Annotated in this window: 14 protein-coding genes; 6 read left to right on the top strand and 8 right to left on the bottom strand. The window is 35.2% G+C overall.

Annotation, left to right across the window (positions count from 1 at the left end):
• Positions 1-255 precede the first annotated feature (255 nt).
• On the top strand, positions 256-3888 hold the full coding sequence (locus SJY37_RS13900; RefSeq protein ID WP_298327746.1) for a PAS domain-containing protein: 3633 nt from the start codon (positions 256-258) through the stop codon (positions 3886-3888).
• 270 nt (positions 3889-4158) lie between these two features.
• Here the strand turns inward: SJY37_RS13900 and SJY37_RS13905 are convergent, their stop codons facing one another.
• A complete protein-coding gene (locus SJY37_RS13905; protein ID WP_298327743.1) occupies positions 4159-4476 on the bottom strand; it encodes a helix-turn-helix domain-containing protein in 318 nt (105 codons plus the stop codon).
• A gap of 118 nt (positions 4477-4594) precedes the next feature.
• Between SJY37_RS13905 and SJY37_RS13910 the strand changes: the two genes are divergently transcribed.
• Positions 4595-5107, top strand: coding sequence for a lactoylglutathione lyase family protein (locus SJY37_RS13910; protein WP_379953238.1), 513 nt, complete (start codon positions 4595-4597; stop codon positions 5105-5107).
• A gap of 77 nt (positions 5108-5184) precedes the next feature.
• Here the strand turns inward: SJY37_RS13910 and SJY37_RS13915 are convergent, their stop codons facing one another.
• From SJY37_RS13915 to SJY37_RS13935, 5 genes are all read right to left on the bottom strand, one after another.
• The gene (locus tag SJY37_RS13915) at positions 5185-7458 is read right to left on the bottom strand and encodes an aconitate hydratase (protein WP_379953239.1); all 2274 of its coding nucleotides are present in this window, start codon (positions 7456-7458) and stop codon (positions 5185-5187) included.
• 510 nt (positions 7459-7968) lie between these two features.
• Complete coding sequence (locus SJY37_RS13920; RefSeq protein WP_298327737.1) at positions 7969-8922, bottom strand: MoxR family ATPase; 954 nt, start codon at positions 8920-8922, stop codon at positions 7969-7971.
• A gap of 9 nt (positions 8923-8931) precedes the next feature.
• Positions 8932-10359, bottom strand: coding sequence for a peptidylprolyl isomerase (locus tag SJY37_RS13925; RefSeq protein ID WP_366519236.1), 1428 nt, complete (start codon positions 10357-10359; stop codon positions 8932-8934).
• Positions 10343-11212: a peptidyl-prolyl cis-trans isomerase gene (locus SJY37_RS13930; RefSeq protein ID WP_298327731.1), complete on the bottom strand. Its 870-nt coding sequence runs from the start codon at positions 11210-11212 to the stop codon at positions 10343-10345. Before SJY37_RS13930 ends, SJY37_RS13925 begins: the two co-directional genes overlap by 17 nt.
• Positions 11202-13145: a peptidylprolyl isomerase gene (locus SJY37_RS13935; RefSeq protein ID WP_379953240.1), complete on the bottom strand. Its 1944-nt coding sequence runs from the start codon at positions 13143-13145 to the stop codon at positions 11202-11204. The genes SJY37_RS13930 and SJY37_RS13935 overlap by 11 nt, the downstream gene beginning before the upstream one ends.
• A 132-nt stretch (positions 13146-13277) precedes the next feature.
• On the opposite strand from SJY37_RS13935, the gene SJY37_RS13940 reads away from it, so the two are divergent.
• Positions 13278-13520, top strand: coding sequence for a hypothetical protein (locus SJY37_RS13940; protein ID WP_298327725.1), 243 nt, complete (start codon positions 13278-13280; stop codon positions 13518-13520).
• Positions 13521-13600: 80 nt separating this feature from the next.
• Positions 13601-14113, top strand: coding sequence for an OmpH family outer membrane protein (locus SJY37_RS13945; RefSeq protein WP_298327722.1), 513 nt, complete (start codon positions 13601-13603; stop codon positions 14111-14113).
• 61 nt (positions 14114-14174) lie between these two features.
• On the opposite strand, the gene SJY37_RS13950 is transcribed toward SJY37_RS13945, so the two are convergent.
• The gene (locus SJY37_RS13950) at positions 14175-14561 is read right to left on the bottom strand and encodes a nucleoside triphosphate pyrophosphohydrolase family protein (RefSeq protein WP_298327718.1); all 387 of its coding nucleotides are present in this window, start codon (positions 14559-14561) and stop codon (positions 14175-14177) included.
• 354 nt (positions 14562-14915) lie between these two features.
• Positions 14916-16190, bottom strand: coding sequence for a serine hydroxymethyltransferase (glyA, locus tag SJY37_RS13955; protein WP_013751906.1), 1275 nt, complete (start codon positions 16188-16190; stop codon positions 14916-14918).
• Positions 16191-16300: 110 nt separating this feature from the next.
• On the opposite strand from glyA, the gene fahA reads away from it, so the two are divergent.
• Both fahA and SJY37_RS13965 read left to right on the top strand, forming a co-directional pair.
• Entirely contained in the window at positions 16301-17593 is a 1293-nt protein-coding gene (gene fahA, locus SJY37_RS13960) for a fumarylacetoacetase (protein ID WP_298327712.1), read from the top strand.
• 480 nt (positions 17594-18073) lie between these two features.
• Positions 18074-18586 carry a hypothetical protein gene (locus SJY37_RS13965; protein ID WP_379953241.1) on the top strand — a complete coding sequence of 171 codons (513 nt, stop codon included), beginning with the start codon at positions 18074-18076 and terminating at the stop codon, positions 18584-18586.
• Positions 18587-18607: the final 21 nt, after the last annotated feature.

Genomic DNA, 18607 nt, shown 5'->3' on the forward strand with positions numbered 1-18607 from the left:
TGACGCCAATATTCAGTAGTAACAAGCTCATAACTTGTTTAAGCTTACTCTTAGAATATTACATAAATAGACTAATAAAAACGTTATATTATTAAAATGTATGTTGTGTTTTTTACGCTTTCGCGAAAGCATAGCCCAATCTTTTTTAGTATTATAAGTGCTATATTGTTTATTTTTAATAGCTTTATTTATTAACTTAATAATTAAGCTATTAGCTCCCAAATTGATAGAACAAAAGGCTAAAGCTATTACAGTATGGAATTAGATAAAAAGCCTACTTACCAAGAATTAGAAAGACAAATAGAAGTACTAAAGTCTGAGAAACAACAAGATTACAAGACACTATTTGATAACTCTACAATTTCCATTTGGAATGAAGATTTTACGCTCGTATTTGAAGAAATAGAGAGGCTTAGAGATAATGGCGTTTCTAATATCAAGAAATATTTAAAGAAAAATCCCGATGTGCTATTTACGTTAATTCAAAAAATAAGAATTAACAGTGTCAATAAAGCTACTTTAAAGTTGTTTAAAGCAGAAGATAATCAAGCATTTTTTGATAACCTACAAAATACTTTTGGGCATGGAGCAAACAAAGTGTTTATACAACTTATAGGGGATATATGGAAAAATAAAAAAACATTTACTTCTGAAGTAAATTACAAGACCTTAAAGGGTGATGAGTTTAAGGCATTATTTTCTATACGTATACCTCAAACTTTATTAGAACAGAAAACAGTACCTGTCACTATACAAGACATTAGTGAATTAAAAGCAGTAGAATCTGCAAAGAAAGAATCCATATTAAAATTACAGCAGGCTCAAAAGCTAGGAAAAATTGGTAGTTGGGAATGGGAATGGAAAACTGATACTGCTTACTGGTCTGATGAAATGTATAACATTTATGGTGTCAAAAGAGGAGTGTTTATCCCTACTAGTGATAATGTAAGAGAATTAATTTTTAAGGAAGATAGACCTAAGGTGAAGAATGTGATTAAAAAACTTTTCACTGATAAATCTATGGAACCATTCGAATTCAGAATTGTAAGAGCAAATAATGAGATAAGACATTTAAGTATTCTTGGTATAGAATTTATAAATAACAAGGTTTTTGGTGTAACTCAAGATATAACAGATAGAAAATTAATAGAAGATGATCTAGATGAGGCACAAACGCTGGCAAAAGTAGGAAGCTGGATATTTAATATTGAAGAAAGAAAAATGGATTGGTCTAAAGTGATGTTCCACATTTGGGGATTTGAGCCAAACCAAGGCACTCCTGCATACAATGTGTTACTTGATCATATCCATCCTGATGATTTGGAATTGTGGGATACTTCTATAAAAAAGGCTAGTGCTCGCGGAGTTCCTTATGATATAGAACATAAAATATGCCTTTCTGACGGAACGGAAAAAGTAATAAGGTGTATATGTGAGCCTGTAGTGGGTCCCTATGGAAATGTAATTAGTTTAAAAGGAACCGGTCAAGATATTACTGAGCAAAAACTTATTGATGCAGAACTTATAAAAGCTAAAGTAAAGGCTGAGGAAAGTAAAAATCACCTAAATAATATTATTGATAATATAGGTGATCCCGTTTTTGTAAAAGATGATCAAAGCAGACTGCTCATTGTAAATGATTCATTTTGTACTCTTTTTGGCTTTAATAGAAAAGATGTTATTGGTAAAACTCTTGATGAGCATGTGTCAAAAGCAGAGAGAGAAGCTTTCTTAAAAATTGACAGACAATTAATACGTGACGGAATTGAAAATATAACTGAAGAATCACTTACCATAAGGGGTGGAGAAACTCAAAGAATCTCTACTAGGAAAACACGTTTTATAGATCCAAAAGGAAACGTTTTTATAGTTGGCGTTATACATGACATCACAGAACGCTTTAAAACAGAAAACCTAATAAAGGAAGCAAAAGAACGTGCCGAAGAAAATGAAGAACGCTTCCGTATATTAATGCGTAACCTAGAAGCAGGAGTTGTTGTTCATGCCCCAGATACATCAATTGTGCAGTGCAACTCTAGAGCGTCACAAATTCTAGGTTTAGATGAGAGGTATATACAAGGAAAAACAGGAGAAGGTATGGAACTGAAACTTGTTAAGCACGATGCTTCCACACTAGCAATTACTGAATATCCCGTTAATAAAGTTGCAAACACAAAAGAGTCAATAAAAAATCAAGTTATAGGGCTAAAACGAGATGATAAAGGCGAAATTACTTGGGTAACTCTAAATGGTTTTCCAGTACTAGATAGCGCTGGAGGAATTAAAGAAATCGTTACAGTTTTCTTTGATATTACAGAGCAAAGACAAAATGAAAAGGATAAACTAAGAGCTAAAATATTATTAGACAAAACAGAAAAGGAGCTAAGTGATGCACAGTCCTTAGCCAAAATTGGAAGTTGGCTAGTAAAACCATCTTCTGGTATGAAGATGGAATGGTCTAAAGAGATGTATAATATCTGGGGTTTTGATTATGAAAAGAAAAATCCTGAATACCAAAATGTGGTTGACAGAGTTCACCCCGATGATTTGAGTATTCTTAAGAATGCCGTAGATCAAGCTATTAATCAAGGAATCCCATATAATATTGAATATAGGATTTGTGTGCCTAATCAACCACAAAAAACAGTGAGAGCTATATGTCAACCTGTAATTGATGATGATGGAAAAGTGCTAAGTCTAGCTGGAACTAATCAAGATATAACTCAACAGAAATTATTAGCAACAGAACTTATAGAGGCTAAGGAAAAAGCTGAGGAGAGTGATAGGCTTAAATCTGCTTTTCTTGCTAATTTGAGCCACGAGATGCGTACTCCAATGAATGGTATTTTAGGCTTCTCTGAATTATTGAGAAGAAAGAATATTTCTGAAGAGAAGAAAGATATTTACCTAGAGCTCATAGAAAAAGAAGGACACCGCCTTTTGAGTTTTATTTCTAACATTGTAGATATTTCAAAAATAGAATCAAATACTATAAACATTGATTACTCTCATATTAATGTAAATACTCTTATTAATGATCTCTATTCAAAATATTATATAAAATTAGAAAATACAAGTATTAAACTTCAAGTAGAAAAAGGTCTAGAAGAAGCAGATAGTTTTATAGAAACAGATGAGAATAAACTCGTCCAAATAATATCTAACTTATTAGAAAATGCTATAAAATTTACTAAAGAAGGTGCTATAGAATTTGGTTATACTCTAAAAGGAAAAAATCTTCAATTTTATGTCAAGGATTCTGGAATTGGAATAGATAAAGAAGAGCAAATAAATATTTTCAATAGGTTTACGCAAGGTAGGCGAGAGCAAACTCACAATCTAGGAGTAGGACTTGGACTATCTATCGTAAAAGGTCTCGTTAAACTTTTACATGGTGAAGTGTGGATTGATTCTCAAACAGGAAAGGGTTCTACATTTTTCTTTACAATCCCATATAAAAAAGTTATTGATAATACGGTCATTATTAATGAATACAACGAGAACACGCTTGAAGATGGCGATTTTACTATTTTAATAGCCGAAGATGATAATTTGAGCTTTCTGTATATACAGGCATGTCTTTCTGATTTTAATTGCTCAATAATAAGAGCCGTAAATGGAAAAGAAGCGGTGGAGATTGTCAATCAAAATGCTGCTATTGACTTAGTATTAATGGATATCAATATGCCAGAAATGGATGGTAACGAGGCATTAAAAGAAATAAGAAAAACAAATAAAGAAATAACTATTATCGCTCAAACAGGCTTAGCTATGTCTGGAGATAAAGAAAAAATGCTCAATGCAGGATTTGATGACTATATATCAAAACCTATTTCTACAACACAACTCATTAGCACGATAAATAAACACTTAAAAGTAGTAAGTTAATCTAGTCTCTAATTTATATGTTTAGAAGCATGGTAAAGTACAGCATTAACTCATTTGAAAACTAATTAGTACTGGTATATCGGCCATGACTCTCTTTCTAATAGATAAAAGCACAAAAACCTAAGAGTTTAAAATTCCAGAACACGACACTTCTTTTATGCACCGCAGTACCTTTTACAAAATTAAACTTCTCAGATCTGAAGTATGGTTATCAAAAAGTTCAAGTGCAATATAAAATGTGTTTATTCTAATTGATCAACAGAAGTCTTCTTAAAATTCATTTTGAAAATCTTCCTCTCCCCAAGTATCAAGACTTCTTAAAATAGCTTCTAGAGAAGCTCCTCTCTTAGTAAGGCTATATTCTACTCTAGGAGGTACTACTGGAAAAATCTTTCTAGTAACAAGCCCGTCTTTTTCTAATTCTCGGACGGTCTGTGTAAACATTTTATTAGAAATTCCTGGCACCTTTTTTTGTAGTACACCAGAACGTAAGGCGCCTTCTAATAAATGAAATAAAACAAGAGGTTTCCATTTAGTCCCTATTAAATTCATTGTATAATTAAGCGGACATGCAATTTTATCACTCATTTATTAATCTTTAAATATCTTAAAATCATAATTTTACTCTTTTAGTGACGTATGTAACCTTTTAGTAAGTTATTGACATCAGGAACAATATAGTCTAATTTTGAATAAAATAAAATTTATGAGCACTACAAAGAATTATCCAAAATCATTCTCTCACATTGGTTTATCTGTTCCAGATATCAAGAAAGCGGTTGAGTTTTACTCAGAGGTAATGGGATGGTATATCATTATGCCTCCATCGATCGTAAAAAAAGAAAAAAATACAGCTATAGGACAGATGTGTATTGACGTTTTTGGCGACGACTGGGAAACTTTTGAAATTGCTCACCTATCGACTTCAGATGGTATAGGAGTAGAGTTATTTTCATTTCCCAATAAGAATATGAAAACTCCAGAATTTAATCCTTTTAACACAGGACTTTTTCACTTTTGTGTTCAAGATCCAAATATTGAAGAACTCATTGAAAAAATTATTTCTTATGGAGGAAAGCAAAGAATGCCTATAAGAGAGTACTACCCAAAAGATAAGCCTTATAAAATGTGCTACGTAGAAGATCCTTTTGGAATTGTATTTGAAATATACACTCACAGTTATGAGTTAACATATTCCTCTGGTGCCTACACAGAATAAAAACTCGTACATAGTTTAAAAACAAAAAGCTCCGCTGTTACCAGCGGAGCTTTTTTATAGTTTAAAAAGATAACTACTTATGCAGCGTTCTCCTTTTTTATTAAGTTAAGAGCACTACCCTCACGGTACCATGCTATCTGAGCATCGTTGTACGTGTGGTTTACTTTAATAGTATCCTTACTTCCGTCTGCGTGTACAAGCTCTACTGTAAGAGGCTTATCTGGCGCAAAACTAGCAATATCTACAAAGTTGAAAGTATCATCTTCTTGGATTAAGTCGTAATCAGACTCAACAGAGAAGGTAAGACCTAGCATTCCTTGTTTCTTAAGGTTTGTCTCGTGTATACGTGCAAATGATTTTACAATCACAGCAGCTACACCTAAGTGGCGAGGCTCCATAGCAGCATGCTCACGTGAAGAACCTTCTCCATAGTTGTGATCCCCTACTACTACAGTTTTGATTCCCGCTTTCTTATAAGCACGTGCAGTATCTGGCACTCCACCAAATTCTCCATCCATTTGGTTCTTAACAAAATTTGTTTTCTTACCAAATGCATTTACAGCACCTATTAAACAGTTGTTAGAAATATTATCTAAGTGACCTCTATAACGTAACCATGGTCCAGCCATAGAAATGTGGTCTGTAGTACATTTTCCGAAAGCTTTGATAAGCAATTTCATCCCTTGCATCTCGCTATCAAGAATAGGCTCAAAAGGCGTTAATAACTCAAGACGTTCTGAGTCTGCAGCTACTTTTACAATTACACCACTTCCATCTTCTACAGGAGCTAGGTAACCATTATCCTTTACTTCAAATCCTTTAGGAGGAAGTTCCCATCCTGTAGGCTCGTCAAACATAACTTCTTGACCATCTTCATTAAGAAGTGAATCTGTAAGAGGGTTAAAATCTAGACGTCCAGATATTGCAATTGCTGCAGTAATTTCTGGTGATGCTACAAAGGCGTGTGTATTAGGGTTACCATCTGCACGCTTTGCAAAGTTTCTGTTAAACGAGTGTACAATACTGTTTTTAGGAGCATTTTTTGGATCGCTGTAACGTGCCCATTGCCCGATACATGGTCCACAAGCATTTGTAAAAATCTTAGCATCTAGCTTTTCAAAGATTCCTAAAATTCCGTCGCGCTCTGTAGTGTAACGTACAAGCTCAGATCCTGGGTTAATTCCAAGTTCTGACTTCATTTTTATTCCTTTATCTAGTGCTTGTTGCGCAATAGATGAAGCTCTTGAAAGATCTTCATAAGAAGAGTTTGTACAAGAACCTATAAGTCCCCACTCTACATTAAGAGGCCATTCATTTTTAGTAGCTTTCTCAGTCATATCCTTTCCTACAGTTGTAGAAAGATCTGGAGTAAAAGGTCCATTAAGTAATGGTCCTAACTCAGAAAGGTTAATATCTATTACCTGATCAAAATACTGCTCAGGATTTGCATATACTTCTTTATCTGCTGTAAGGTATTCCTTTACCTCATTTGCTGCGTCTGCAACATCTGCACGGTCTGTAGCACGTAAGTAACGTTCCATAGACTCATCATAACCAAAAGTAGAGGTTGTTGCTCCTATCTCTGCTCCCATGTTACAGATAGTTCCTTTACCTGTACAAGACATTGCTGTAGCTCCAGGGCCAAAATATTCTACAATTGCTCCAGTTCCTCCTTTTGCAGTAAGAATCTCAGCAACTTTAAGAATAACGTCTTTTGGTGCAGTCCATCCAGAAAGTTTTCCTGTAAGTCTAACTCCTATTAATTTAGGAAATTTAAGTTCCCAAGCCATACCAGCCATTACATCTACAGCATCTGCTCCACCTACACCTATCGCAACCATTCCTAGTCCTCCAGCGTTTACAGTGTGAGAATCTGTACCTATCATCATTCCTCCTGGGAAAGCATAGTTTTCAAGAACTACTTGGTGTATAATACCAGCTCCTGGTTTCCAGAAACCAATACCATATTTATTAGAAACAGATTCTAAGAAGTTAAAAACTTCGCTAGATACATCGTTTGCGTTCTTAAGATCTGCAACCGCTCCTTCTTTTGCTTGAATCAAGTGATCACAGTGTACCGTAGTAGGTACTGCCACTTTATCTTTACCAGCTTGCATAAATTGCAATAAAGCCATCTGTGCAGTAGCATCTTGACAAGCGATACGATCTGGAGCAAAGTCTACGTAATCCTTTCCACGAGTAAATGCTTTAGAAGCTTTTCCCTCCCATAGGTGAGAATATAAAATCTTTTCAGAAAGTGTCAAGGGCTTACCTACAAGGTCACGAGCGGCATCTACACGCTCAGACATATTTGCATAAACCTTCTTGATCATATCAATATCAAATGCCATATATAATGTATTAGGGTTGTTAAATAGTACCGCTATATTTTGCGGTTCACGAAAATACAAAATACCTTAAAGAATAACAATAGCAGGAGGCCCCATACTTAGCCAATAGCGCGTATTGATAAACCATCTCAAATACTGCGAAGTAATTATCAAATTCAAAAAAAGGAGTGGTTCAAATTATCAAATTAATAATTTAACCCTTATAAAATTTCCTCATTGGAATATTCCGCTTTCGCGAAAATGTGATTTTATTGAATATAATTGCATATACATACACCTAAGCTATCTAGAAAATACTAGAAAGCATGAAAACCGAAATTAAATTAACAATCATGCATTTAATTCAATAATCAATACATTATGTGACATAGAAAAGCCATTAAATCACGATATGGATTTAATGGCTTAGAAATTTTCGCATCTATGCGAGTATGTATAATGCAATTAAAAGACTGTTTTAGAATGTGTCTTACTGTCAAGATTGCAGCAGCACTTTTTCGCGAAAGCGGATTAGAATAGGCTCTTGATAATATCTTCTATACTCAAACCTTCTGCTTCTGCCTTATAGTTCTTAATCATTCTGTGACGAAGGATTCCCGTAGCAACTTTTTGTACATCCTCAATATCTGGCGAGAATTTCCCGTGTACAGCAGCATGTGTTTTTGCTCCTAGAATTAAGTTTTGTGATGCTCTTGGTCCAGCTCCCCAGTCTATGTAATCATTTACAATCTGAGCCGCCTTCTCTGTTTTAGGTCGAGTTTTGCTTACGAGATTTACGGCATATTCAATCACATTATCTGCTACTGGAATACGTCGCACTAGCTGCTGAAAGTCTATAATCTCCTGTGCATTTAACAATGCATTTACCGTAGGTTTTGCCGCAGATGTTGTTGCCTTTACCACATCTACCTCTTCTTGAAACGAAGGGTAATCGAGGTTGATAGAAAACATAAAACGGTCTAACTGAGCCTCTGGTAGCGGGTAAGTTCCCTCCTGCTCTATTGGGTTTTGAGTAGCCAGTACAAAGTAAGGAAGCGATAATGGGTATCGTTCTCCAGCTACTGTCACCACGCGCTCTTGCATTGCTTCTAGAAGCGCAGCCTGCGTTTTTGGAGGTGTACGGTTAATCTCATCTGCAAGAACAATATTTGAAAATATAGGTCCTTTAATAAATTTGAACTTACGAGACTCATCCAGAATTTCAGAACCTAGAATATCACTAGGCATTAAATCTGGTGTAAACTGTATTCTTTTAAAATCAAGTCCAAGAGTCGTTGCAATAGTATTTACCATCAAGGTTTTTGCAAGTCCAGGAACACCTATAAGTAGAGCGTGACCTCCAGAAAATATAGATAAAAGAATCTCATCAATTACTTTATCTTGACCTACAATAATCTTTGAAATTTCTGCTTTTAGAATCTTGTGTTTCTCTACTAGATTCTTGATAGCCGCAACGTCAGACATAAATATCTTTTATTTTTTTAACCAATTACTTACAAACTCGCAGTCACGATTTTCACCATTGATTTTAATGTAAGTTTCTACAATCTTTTCTTTTTGCCACTTCTCAATAGCAGCAATTTGCTTTTCACGTAGTGCAAGATCTTTAATTTTGATATAATCTTTTACATAATCTGCTTTATGCTCTTCAAGGCGGTTATCTACCGTGTAGATTAAAAATTGTTTTGTACCAGTTCTTGTTTGATCTGTGTAAACTAGAGATACTTCTTCATCTGCAAGGTTACTTACCTTAGGATAAATATCTGGATCGAGTCTACCTAATTCAAAACGCTTATCAAGTGATTGAGGATTAGTAAGTGTTCCTCCATCAAATTTAGTCTCTTTCTCATCAGAAAATTCTTTGGCAGCCTCTTCAAAGGTAAGTTCGCCATCTATGATGCGCTTTCTCACTTTGTTTACAAGATCTTTTGCTTCCTCTTCTTGAGCTTCTTTAATTTCTGGAACAATTAATATGTGTCTAATATCCTTACGTTCTCCTTTTGTTTTTTCTACAGTTACAATGTGAAAACCAAATTCTGTCTCAAACGGCTCACTCACTTCTCCATCTTGTAAACTAAAGGCTACATCTCTAAATTCTTTTACCAAAGGTGTTTTACGATCTATAACCATTAAGCCACCATCTGGTCTTGAAGCTGCGTCATCTGTGTACAGTACCGCTTTTGTAGCAAAACTACTTCCATTCTCAAGAATATCTCTACGGAAACCTTTAAGGCGGTCTATAACTTTCTGGCGCTCTTCTTCAGTAGCTTTAGGTTCAATAACGATACGTGCAATCTCTAGCTCTACTCCAAAAGTAGGAAGCTCATCTGCTGGTATTCTGTTAAAAAATGTTTTAATCTCGTCTGGAGTAACATCTACAGATTCAATTATCTTCTGGTTCATGCGATCAGAAAGTATAACATTCTTTCTAATGCTAAATAACTCGGCACGTAAGTCTGCCATATTCTCTTTTCTATAAAACTCAACTACCTTCTGCTCAGAACCAAGTTGTGAAGCAAAACGCTGAACCATCTGGTCTACCTCAGAATTAACACGGCTATCTTGTACTACGATACTATCTTGAACTGCTTGGTGTGTAAGAAGTTTATTTTCGAGCAAGCTTCCTAGCACTTGGCAAGGACTTATATCTGCAGCAGCTTGACCTCTTTGCTTTATCTCAATAAGACTTTGATCAATGTCACTTTCTAAAATCAAGTAGTCACCTACTACACCTGCTACACCATCTACCTTGAATTTCTTAAAAGGAGTTTTTACGGTATCATTTTGAACCGCTACTGATGTTTCGGTTGTCGTTGTAACCTCTGGAGTTACCGTTGTTTCTTGTGCAAAACTTAGCTGTGTTGCTGCAAGCAGCACTACTATATTAATTGTAAATTTCAAATTGTTTGTTTTTAATAGCATCATCCTTAATCTCCTTTTCAAGCTTTTGTATAAGCGCTAATTTCCTTTTATTCTTAATAATCTGATTGATCGTTGGTCTTACATATTCCAACGGGGCATTTTCGTTGCGCTCAAGGGTACTTTTTACAGCTACCAAATATAATCCTAATGAGTCTCGCAGTTGTAAGAAATTTGTTTTTTTTAACAAGTTGTTTGCATTCTCCTTGTTTATCGCATTTATTTGATCAATTACGGCACGCCTTTTTATCCATACAGAGTCATTCAAGAAATAATTCTTGTATTGAAACTTTAATGAATCTAAGGCATACTTATCCTTTTCATCCTTACTAGTAAAATAAGACTTAAGTTTATTAAGATTTTGATAATCCTCGTCTACTTGAATAAATTTAAACTGAACCAGTGGTTCATTGAGTAAGAAATTCTCTTTGTTTTCCTCATAGAACTTCATCGCTTCACTATCAGAAACGACACTATCTAATTGCTTGTTTATAAGTGCATCTTTATAAAAACGTGTGTATAAATCACTTCGGTATGATGAAACAAGCGCCTCAAACTCATCTTGATCTTCTTTTGGTAAATTTCTCAATGCTCCGTCTAGCAATAGCTGACTTGTAGCCCACGTATTAATGTAATTTTGTACAAAGGCAGCGCTATCACTTACCACATTCTTTGACATAACATCTTCAATAGTGCGCTGTGATAATGTATGATTATTCACCCGAGCGACTATTGTTTCTGTGTTGTCACTCTTGAAATAGCGGCAATTCACCATAGACAGCGAGACTACTGTAAACAGCAGAAATACAACGACTCTAGTGTTTTTAATTCTCATATTTCGTTATTAACGTATTTAAAACCTCTTTATTTATAGTGATTGTGCTTTTATCTCTTAAATTCTTTACAAACTTATTTTCCAACTCTTTCTGATAGTCACTTATAACTACACCTCTAACGTCCTTTAGTAATTGATCTTTTGCCTCTGTAATGGCTGTAACGTCATAAACTATAAAGTTATCTCCGTCTTCTATTAATTCACTCACTCCTTTAGATAGGTGCTGTCCTTCTGGTAATTCGTCTTCAGTTAGAACTCTAGTAGATAATAGTATAGGAGTATCATTCTTATTATTTAATGATAATACGGCTTTTTCTGGCGTAATGCCTTTAGAAAGACTATTTCTATATTTTTTTGCTAAACTCTTGCTTTTTGTAGTACATACTGTAGTCTCATAAGTCTTTACACTTCTATAGTCTTCCTTATTTCTTAAGAAAAATTCTTGTAGACCTATGCTATCTTGTTGAGCTTTTTTCCAGATATTAGTTTCTAGTAAATCAAATAACAATAAACCTTCTTTATATTCTTTTAATATATCACTAAAACCTTGATCCTCCTCTTCTAGGTGCTCGAGGTGATAGTTTTTAAGTACAGCACTCACAAAAGATTGAACTCCCTCTTTTACAAACTGATCTCTGTATCTGTAAGTCTTACGTGAATAAGACGCCAGTAAATAGTCGGCTACCATTTTATAGGTGTATGTAGCTTTCTTTTTCCCTAAAGTAAATGCCACATTACTTAATGCTAGTTCGTTATTAAGAACAATCTTAGTTTCAGAATATTTCTCTGGGAAGATACTTTCTAAGTATGGCTGCAAGCCTTCGTCAAGAACTACATTGTATTTATTTCTCAACTTATTGTCTAACTTATCTGATATTACTTGTGCTCTCACATCTCTTGTTACTTTATTAGTAAGTGCAACTCGAGCATCCATATAGGTAGGCACTGGAGTTTTAGATAACAATTTTAAAATATGCCATCCAAATTCAGTTTTAAAAGGCTGCGAAATAGCACCAATATTTTCAAGTGAAAATGCTGTTTTTTCAAAAGCAGCACTACTCAATTGCCCTTGCTCAAACTCTTCTAGTTTTCCTCCCTTTTTATAAGATGCCCTATCATCACTATAATTAAGTGCTACTGTCTCAAAAGAAGCGCCTTCACCTAATAGCTTCGACACCTCATTAATTCTTTCCTCTGGGATAATAGTACTATCATTTTGATTTAAAGCAACCATAATGTGGGCAACTTGTACTTTCCCCTTTGACTTGCGAGCGGCAATAGGCTGAACGATATGATATCCAAAACTTGTTCTAAAAGGCTTAGAAACCTCATTAATTGCGGTATTATAGGCAGCATTCTCAAATGGATATACCATTTTAAAGGCTTTAAACCATCCTAGGTTACCTCCGTTCTTTTTGGCAGATGGATCTTCACTTATCGCTCTTGCTACTTTTTCAAAGTTTTCACCATTAATTATACGTTCCCTCGCTTGAGCAATGCTTCGGTACGCCATTAATGTATCATTAGGTGAAGCATCAGGGCTTACTCGCACAAGAATGTGACGTGCATTAAGCTCATTTACAGTTCTATCATAAGCTTCTTTCACAAGCTCTTCTGTTACCTTAACGTCGTTGAGATAGCTTTTTGCAAGTTGTGCACGATAAGCAGATAATTCATCTTGATAAGACTTTTTATTATTAAGTCCCAATCTGTAGGCTTCTTGGACTTTAAGTTTGTAATCTATAAAAAGCTCTAAATAATCTTCTGGAGCATTAGACTCATCTTCTTTTATGAGTTCGCTATTTTTCTCATAAACCCTCGTAAACTCTTCACTATTAATAACTTCATTATTTATTGTAAGAAGAATATCTTTTTGAGCGTGAGCAAACGAAAATCCAAAAAGGAAAATAAGCAATAAAAAAAGGTGCTTCATAGTGTATTAAGTATGTGCAAAAATAAGTATTATGAACTGTTGTACCATAGCAACGAGATTATAGAATATTTAGTACCCACTGAGCTAGGTAGAAAATATATGCTATATTTTTGCTAGAAATTAAATCATATTATGTCTACAGAAGAACGACTTAAACTAATCTGGGATTTTAGAGGTCCAGACGCACATAAAATTGCATTACATCACGAGATTCACTTAAAAGAGTATGCAGCTTCACAAGTATTAAATACGCCTATAACAGGCACTCAACAAGTTACAGAAGATCACAGCATTGCATTTTTAGTTGTAGATAGAGAGGCGATGAAGCCCGTAAGAGATGCGCTTAAGCCTCACCGCGGGCAGCTATTTACTTAAAACTTACCACTTGGCACAGATATTGTCTTCTATCACATATATTTGCACGCGCAAATGATAATCTTAATAAATACTATACAATGAAAAAAATCGTACTTGGAATGTTTGTAGTTCTATTTACAGCAACAGCTTTTGCTCAAAGCAAAGTAGGAACTGTAGATGCCGACTTTATCCTAACAAAAATGCCTGAGCTTACAGGAGCAAATGAAAAAGTAAAAGCCTACAATCTTGATCTTGAAACGCAAATGAAAGCAAAGATTCAAGACTATGAGGCTAAGGTAAAATTATACCAAAGCGGTCAAGCAACTTTTACAGATGCAGACAAGAAAACAAAACAAGGAGAAATCATTGCTCTTGAAGAAGATATCTCAAAATTTCGTCAGAATGGTGCACAGCTTTTACAATTAAAGCAATCTGAAGTTGTACAACCTCTTTACAAGAAAATAGGAGAAATGGTAACTGTAGTAGCAAAAGAACAAGGTTACTCACACATTCTTACTATAGGTAACAATAACAACTTTGCATATGCAGACCCTGCAGCAGATATTACAATGGCTGTTCTTGCAAAATTAGGAATCACAGTAGAAGAGTAATCTTCCACTATATTTTATAAAAAAGCCGCTTCTACTAGATAGAAGTGGCTTTTTTATGTGATTACTTGTCAAGTATACTCTTAATGTCTGGCTCAAAATAATTAGGCCCCTTAAGCACTTTTCCATCTTCACGATAGATAGGCTTACCATCTGCTCCTAGTTTACTCATATTAGAACGCTGTATTTCATTAAAGACCTCTTCAATTTTATCTTGCATCCCATGCTCGATGATTGTTCCACATAATATGTAAAGCATATCCCCTAGGGCATCTGCCACCTCTATTAGGTCACCAGCGTTTGCCGCTTCTAGGTATTCTTCATTTTCCTCTTTCATGAGGTTAAAGCGTAGCTCATTTTTCGATAGCGGGAGATTTGCAGTAGGTTTATCTTTTCGATCGAGACCATAAGTGTCATGAAATAATGTTACGGCGGCTATTTTATTTTTCATAAAGGATTTTGTTTTGTTACGCTTTCGCGAAAGCGTACTCAGTCGTATTTTTACAACTCCTAAAATACTTTAAATGTTTAGCACTGGTCAGATTATATTTGTTGTTTTTTTTATTGTGGCTTTCATACTTCTTATGGTATGGAGTTATAGAAAGGATTTATCACTTCACAAAAAGCAATACAAAGGAAGTAAGTGGGTGCTGGTAGGTTTTATGGGGTTTATCGCTCTACTTGTGATAATAAAACTCGTACTGAAACCTTAATAACATCACTGCAGTATAACATGCTGTAAGAAACTATTATAAAATATAAAAGCCCGCTATATGCGGGCTTTTATATTTTAAAGTGACAAGTGTTATGCCTTAAACAATGGTCTGTGCCCCATCATCTCGTTTACACTTGCTGCAACGTTTGCAAGTACTTCATCATTATCGTGATGCTGTATTGCTTTATCTATAAAGTTTGCAATCTCATGCATATCACCTTCTACAAGACCACGAGTGGTCACTGCAGCTGTACCTATACGTATACCAGAAGTAACAAATGGTGACTTATCATCAAATGGTACCATGTTTTTATTTACCGTAATATCTGCTTTTCCTAGTGCTTCTTCGGCTGCTTTACCTGTTACATTTTTATTGCGCAGGTCTATAAGCATCATGTGGTTATCTGTACCTCCAGAGATAATATCATAACCTTTAAGTACAAGTGCATCTGCAAGCATTGTTGCATTTTTCTTAACCTGCACCATATAATGTAAAAACTCATCTGTAAGTGCTTCTCCAAAGGCGATTGCCTTTGCTCCTATCACATGCATTAATGGTCCTCCCTGGTTTCCTGGAAAAATACCGCTATCTAATAATGAAGACATCATTCTTAGATTTCCATTCTTTAATTTGATCCCAAAAGGATTTTCAAAATCCTTGCCCATCATAATCATTCCGCCGCGAGGTCCTCTTAGGGTTTTGTGTGTAGTAGTTGTTACTACGTGACAGTGTGGGATAGGATCTGCAATGATTCCTTTTGCAATAAGCCCTGCTGGGTGAGCAACATCTGCTAGAAGGATTGCTCCTACTGAGTCTGCAATTTCGCGAAAGCGTTTATAATCTATCTCACGAGAGTATGCAGAAGCTCCAGCGATAATCATCTTAGGCTGTTCCTTTGTTGCTATCTCTTGAATTTTATCATAATTAAGTAGTCCTGTCTCCTTCTCTACTCCATAAAAAACTGGATTATATAAACGTCCAGAAAAGTTTACTGGAGATCCATGAGTAAGGTGACCACCATGTGCAAGATCAAAACCTAAAAATTTATCTCCTGGCTTCAAACAAGCATGGAATACTGCTGTGTTTGCTTGTGATCCAGAGTGTGGTTGTACATTTGCATATGCTGCTCCAAAAAGTTCCTTTGCGCGCTCTATAGCAAGTGTCTCCACCTCATCTACTACTTCACAACCACCGTAATATCTTTTTCCCGGGTATCCTTCGGCATATTTGTTAGTTAACACAGAACCTGCAGCTTCCATTACTTGGTCACTTACAAAGTTCTCTGAAGCAATAAGTTCAAGTCCGTTTAATTGGCGTTCTTTTTCTTCTTGGATTAGGTCAAAAATGGCAGTATCACGTTGCATAGTAAAATTGTTTGTTAAAGTGATACAAAAATACTACAAAGACTTTTTAAGAATGCTATAAATCCTATATTTGAAGAGAGAATTACAAACAACTTATCAAAATATAGACAATGCCACTATCTGCTAACGATCCCTCTAGAAAAACTTGGCTCGAAACGCCAAAAAATACAGATTTCCCAATACAGAATATTCCTTTTGGTGTATTCTTAACGCGTGATGACGTTATTACAATAGGGACGCGTATAGGAGATTACGCAATAGATCTTGGTGCTTTACACCAGTTAGGTTACTTTGAAGGTATCCCACTTACAGATGATATCTTTTTACAAGACACTCTCAATGATTTTATTGCAGATGGTCGTAAAACGTGGAGACTAGTACGTAACCGTATTGCCGAAATTTTTGAAGAAACTAACGATTCCTTACGTGGTAATCAGAAAGATCGTGATGTTGTAATTTTTAAAATGGAAGAAGTGGAGATGCAATTACCTGTACAAATAGGTGATTATACAGACTTCTACTCAAGTATAGAACACGCTACAAACGTAGGAACAATGTTCCGCGGTGAGGAGAATGCTTTGATGCCTAACTGGCTGCACTTACCTGTTGCTTATCACGGCAGAAGTTCTTCTGTAATACCATCAGGAATTCCGGTACACCGTCCTAACGGTCAGAAATTACCTAACGGAGCAACAGAGCCTATATTTGGCCCATCAAGACTAGTAGATTTTGAACTAGAGATGGCTTTTATTACTACAGATGCAAACATTTTAGGTGAATCTATCACCACTGCAGATGCCGAAGAAAATATTTTTGGACTTGTACTCTTTAATGACTGGAGTGCTCGTGATATTCAAAAATGGGAATATGTACCACTAGGACCATTTCTTGCAAAAAACTTTGCATCTTCAATCTCTCCATGGATCGTTACTCTTGACGCACTTGAGCCTTTCCGTGTAGAAAGCCCTAAGCCTAAAAAAGAATTACTTCCTTACTTACAATATGAAGGAAAGAAGAGTTTTGATATCAATCTTGAAGTAGCATTACAACCAGAAGGAAAGAAAGAGACTACGGTTTGTAAATCTAACTTTAAGTATATGTACTGGAACATGAGCCAGCAACTCGCACACCATACAGTAAATGGATGTCCTGTAAATGCTGGAGATATGATGGGAAGTGGTACACTTTCTGGAAAAACACCAGATTCTTACGGATCTATGCTCGAGTTATCATGGAGAGGAGAAAAGCCTATCAAACTTGAAGAAGGTGGTGATCGTAAGTTTATTGAAGATAATGACACTGTAATTATACGTGGTTACTCAAAAACAAAGGATTATCCACGCATAGGTTTTGGCGAGGTTTCGACAAAATTACTTCCTGTATTTGAGCCTAAAACTAAATAGTGAAGCGTCTATAAATGATTAAAACGATTGCTTTATACTTAGTCATGTTGCTAGCGGTAGCCTTTTATGCTAGCGCCTTTTACTTGGGCTATTTACTTCTTGCACTTATTTTTGGTAACCTTATAAGTATCGTTATCATCTTAAGTTGTGCGACATGGTATTTCGTGAGAGACTTTAGAAAGAAAAGAAGAGCAAGATTGCTCTAAATTATAGTATCACGCTTTCGCGAAAGCGTAAAAAACAAAAAAAAGGTTAGCTATACAGCTAGTCTTTTTTAATTATATCTAGTACTAAAAACCCGACAAGCAAGTATAGCTACCACCTCTTATAGCAGAAAGTTCTTGAATAACGACAATATTCTTATTGCCAAAATAAAAGTTAAATAGCTTATGCATTATGTTATTTACCAAATTCTTAACTATCCCAAGAAGGAAAACCGTATAGATTTGAATTTATAACTAACTTTATAATTCATTCATCATGAAGCAATTAATCACTTTATCATTACTATTATTTTGTGCTACTATGTTTGCACAAGAACAGTTTGAAAAATCAAATTTTTCAGAATTAAAATTAAACGGGCTCTCTACCGCCTTAGGTACAATCGAGGTAGAATTTGAAAGAACAATTAATGAAAACTCTTCTTTTGGGACGTCATTATTTACCACTTTTAATGACTCCGGCGCAGCTTTTTCATATGATTATGACAGCGGAATCACCGGTTTTTATAGACGCTATTTAAGCAAGAAATATGCTAGCGGACTTTTTGTCGAAGGGTTTACAATGTTTCACAGTACCAAAATCCTTGAGCCTAATGCTACACCAGATACAGATAATAATCTACTTCTAGGTTTAGGCGCAGGTTACAAGTGGATTTCAAAAGAAGGAATCATTTTACAAGCAAATTTTGGAATGGGAAGAAACGTTTTTGAAACCAATCAAGATAAAGTGAGTGGTAGAGCGGGAATCAGTATAGGCTATCGTTTCAACTAATATGACTAGAAAAAGATACTT

The sequence above is a fragment of the Dokdonia sp. R78006 genome, from assembly GCF_042466145.1.
Taxonomy (GTDB): domain Bacteria; phylum Bacteroidota; class Bacteroidia; order Flavobacteriales; family Flavobacteriaceae; genus Dokdonia.

Bases quoted from the DNA above. Each gene is read 5' to 3' on its own strand.
- SJY37_RS13900 (WP_298327746.1), top strand. From the start codon at position 256: ATGGAATTAGATAAAAAGCCTACTTACCAAGAATTAGAAAGACAAATA.
- SJY37_RS13905 (WP_298327743.1), bottom strand. From the start codon at position 4,476: ATGAGTGATAAAATTGCATGTCCGCTTAATTATACAATGAATTTAATA.
- SJY37_RS13910 (WP_379953238.1), top strand. From the start codon at position 4,595: ATGAGCACTACAAAGAATTATCCAAAATCATTCTCTCACATTGGTTTA.
- SJY37_RS13915 (WP_379953239.1), bottom strand. From the start codon at position 7,458: ATGGCATTTGATATTGATATGATCAAGAAGGTTTATGCAAATATGTCT.
- SJY37_RS13920 (WP_298327737.1), bottom strand. From the start codon at position 8,922: ATGTCTGACGTTGCGGCTATCAAGAATCTAGTAGAGAAACACAAGATT.
- SJY37_RS13930 (WP_298327731.1), bottom strand. From the start codon at position 11,212: ATGAGAATTAAAAACACTAGAGTCGTTGTATTTCTGCTGTTTACAGTA.
- SJY37_RS13935 (WP_379953240.1), bottom strand. From the start codon at position 13,145: ATGAAGCACCTTTTTTTATTGCTTATTTTCCTTTTTGGATTTTCGTTT.
- SJY37_RS13940 (WP_298327725.1), top strand. From the start codon at position 13,278: ATGTCTACAGAAGAACGACTTAAACTAATCTGGGATTTTAGAGGTCCA.
- SJY37_RS13945 (WP_298327722.1), top strand. From the start codon at position 13,601: ATGAAAAAAATCGTACTTGGAATGTTTGTAGTTCTATTTACAGCAACA.
- SJY37_RS13950 (WP_298327718.1), bottom strand. From the start codon at position 14,561: ATGAAAAATAAAATAGCCGCCGTAACATTATTTCATGACACTTATGGT.
- glyA (WP_013751906.1), bottom strand. From the start codon at position 16,190: ATGCAACGTGATACTGCCATTTTTGACCTAATCCAAGAAGAAAAAGAA.
- fahA (WP_298327712.1), top strand. From the start codon at position 16,301: ATGCCACTATCTGCTAACGATCCCTCTAGAAAAACTTGGCTCGAAACG.
- SJY37_RS13965 (WP_379953241.1), top strand. From the start codon at position 18,074: ATGAAGCAATTAATCACTTTATCATTACTATTATTTTGTGCTACTATG.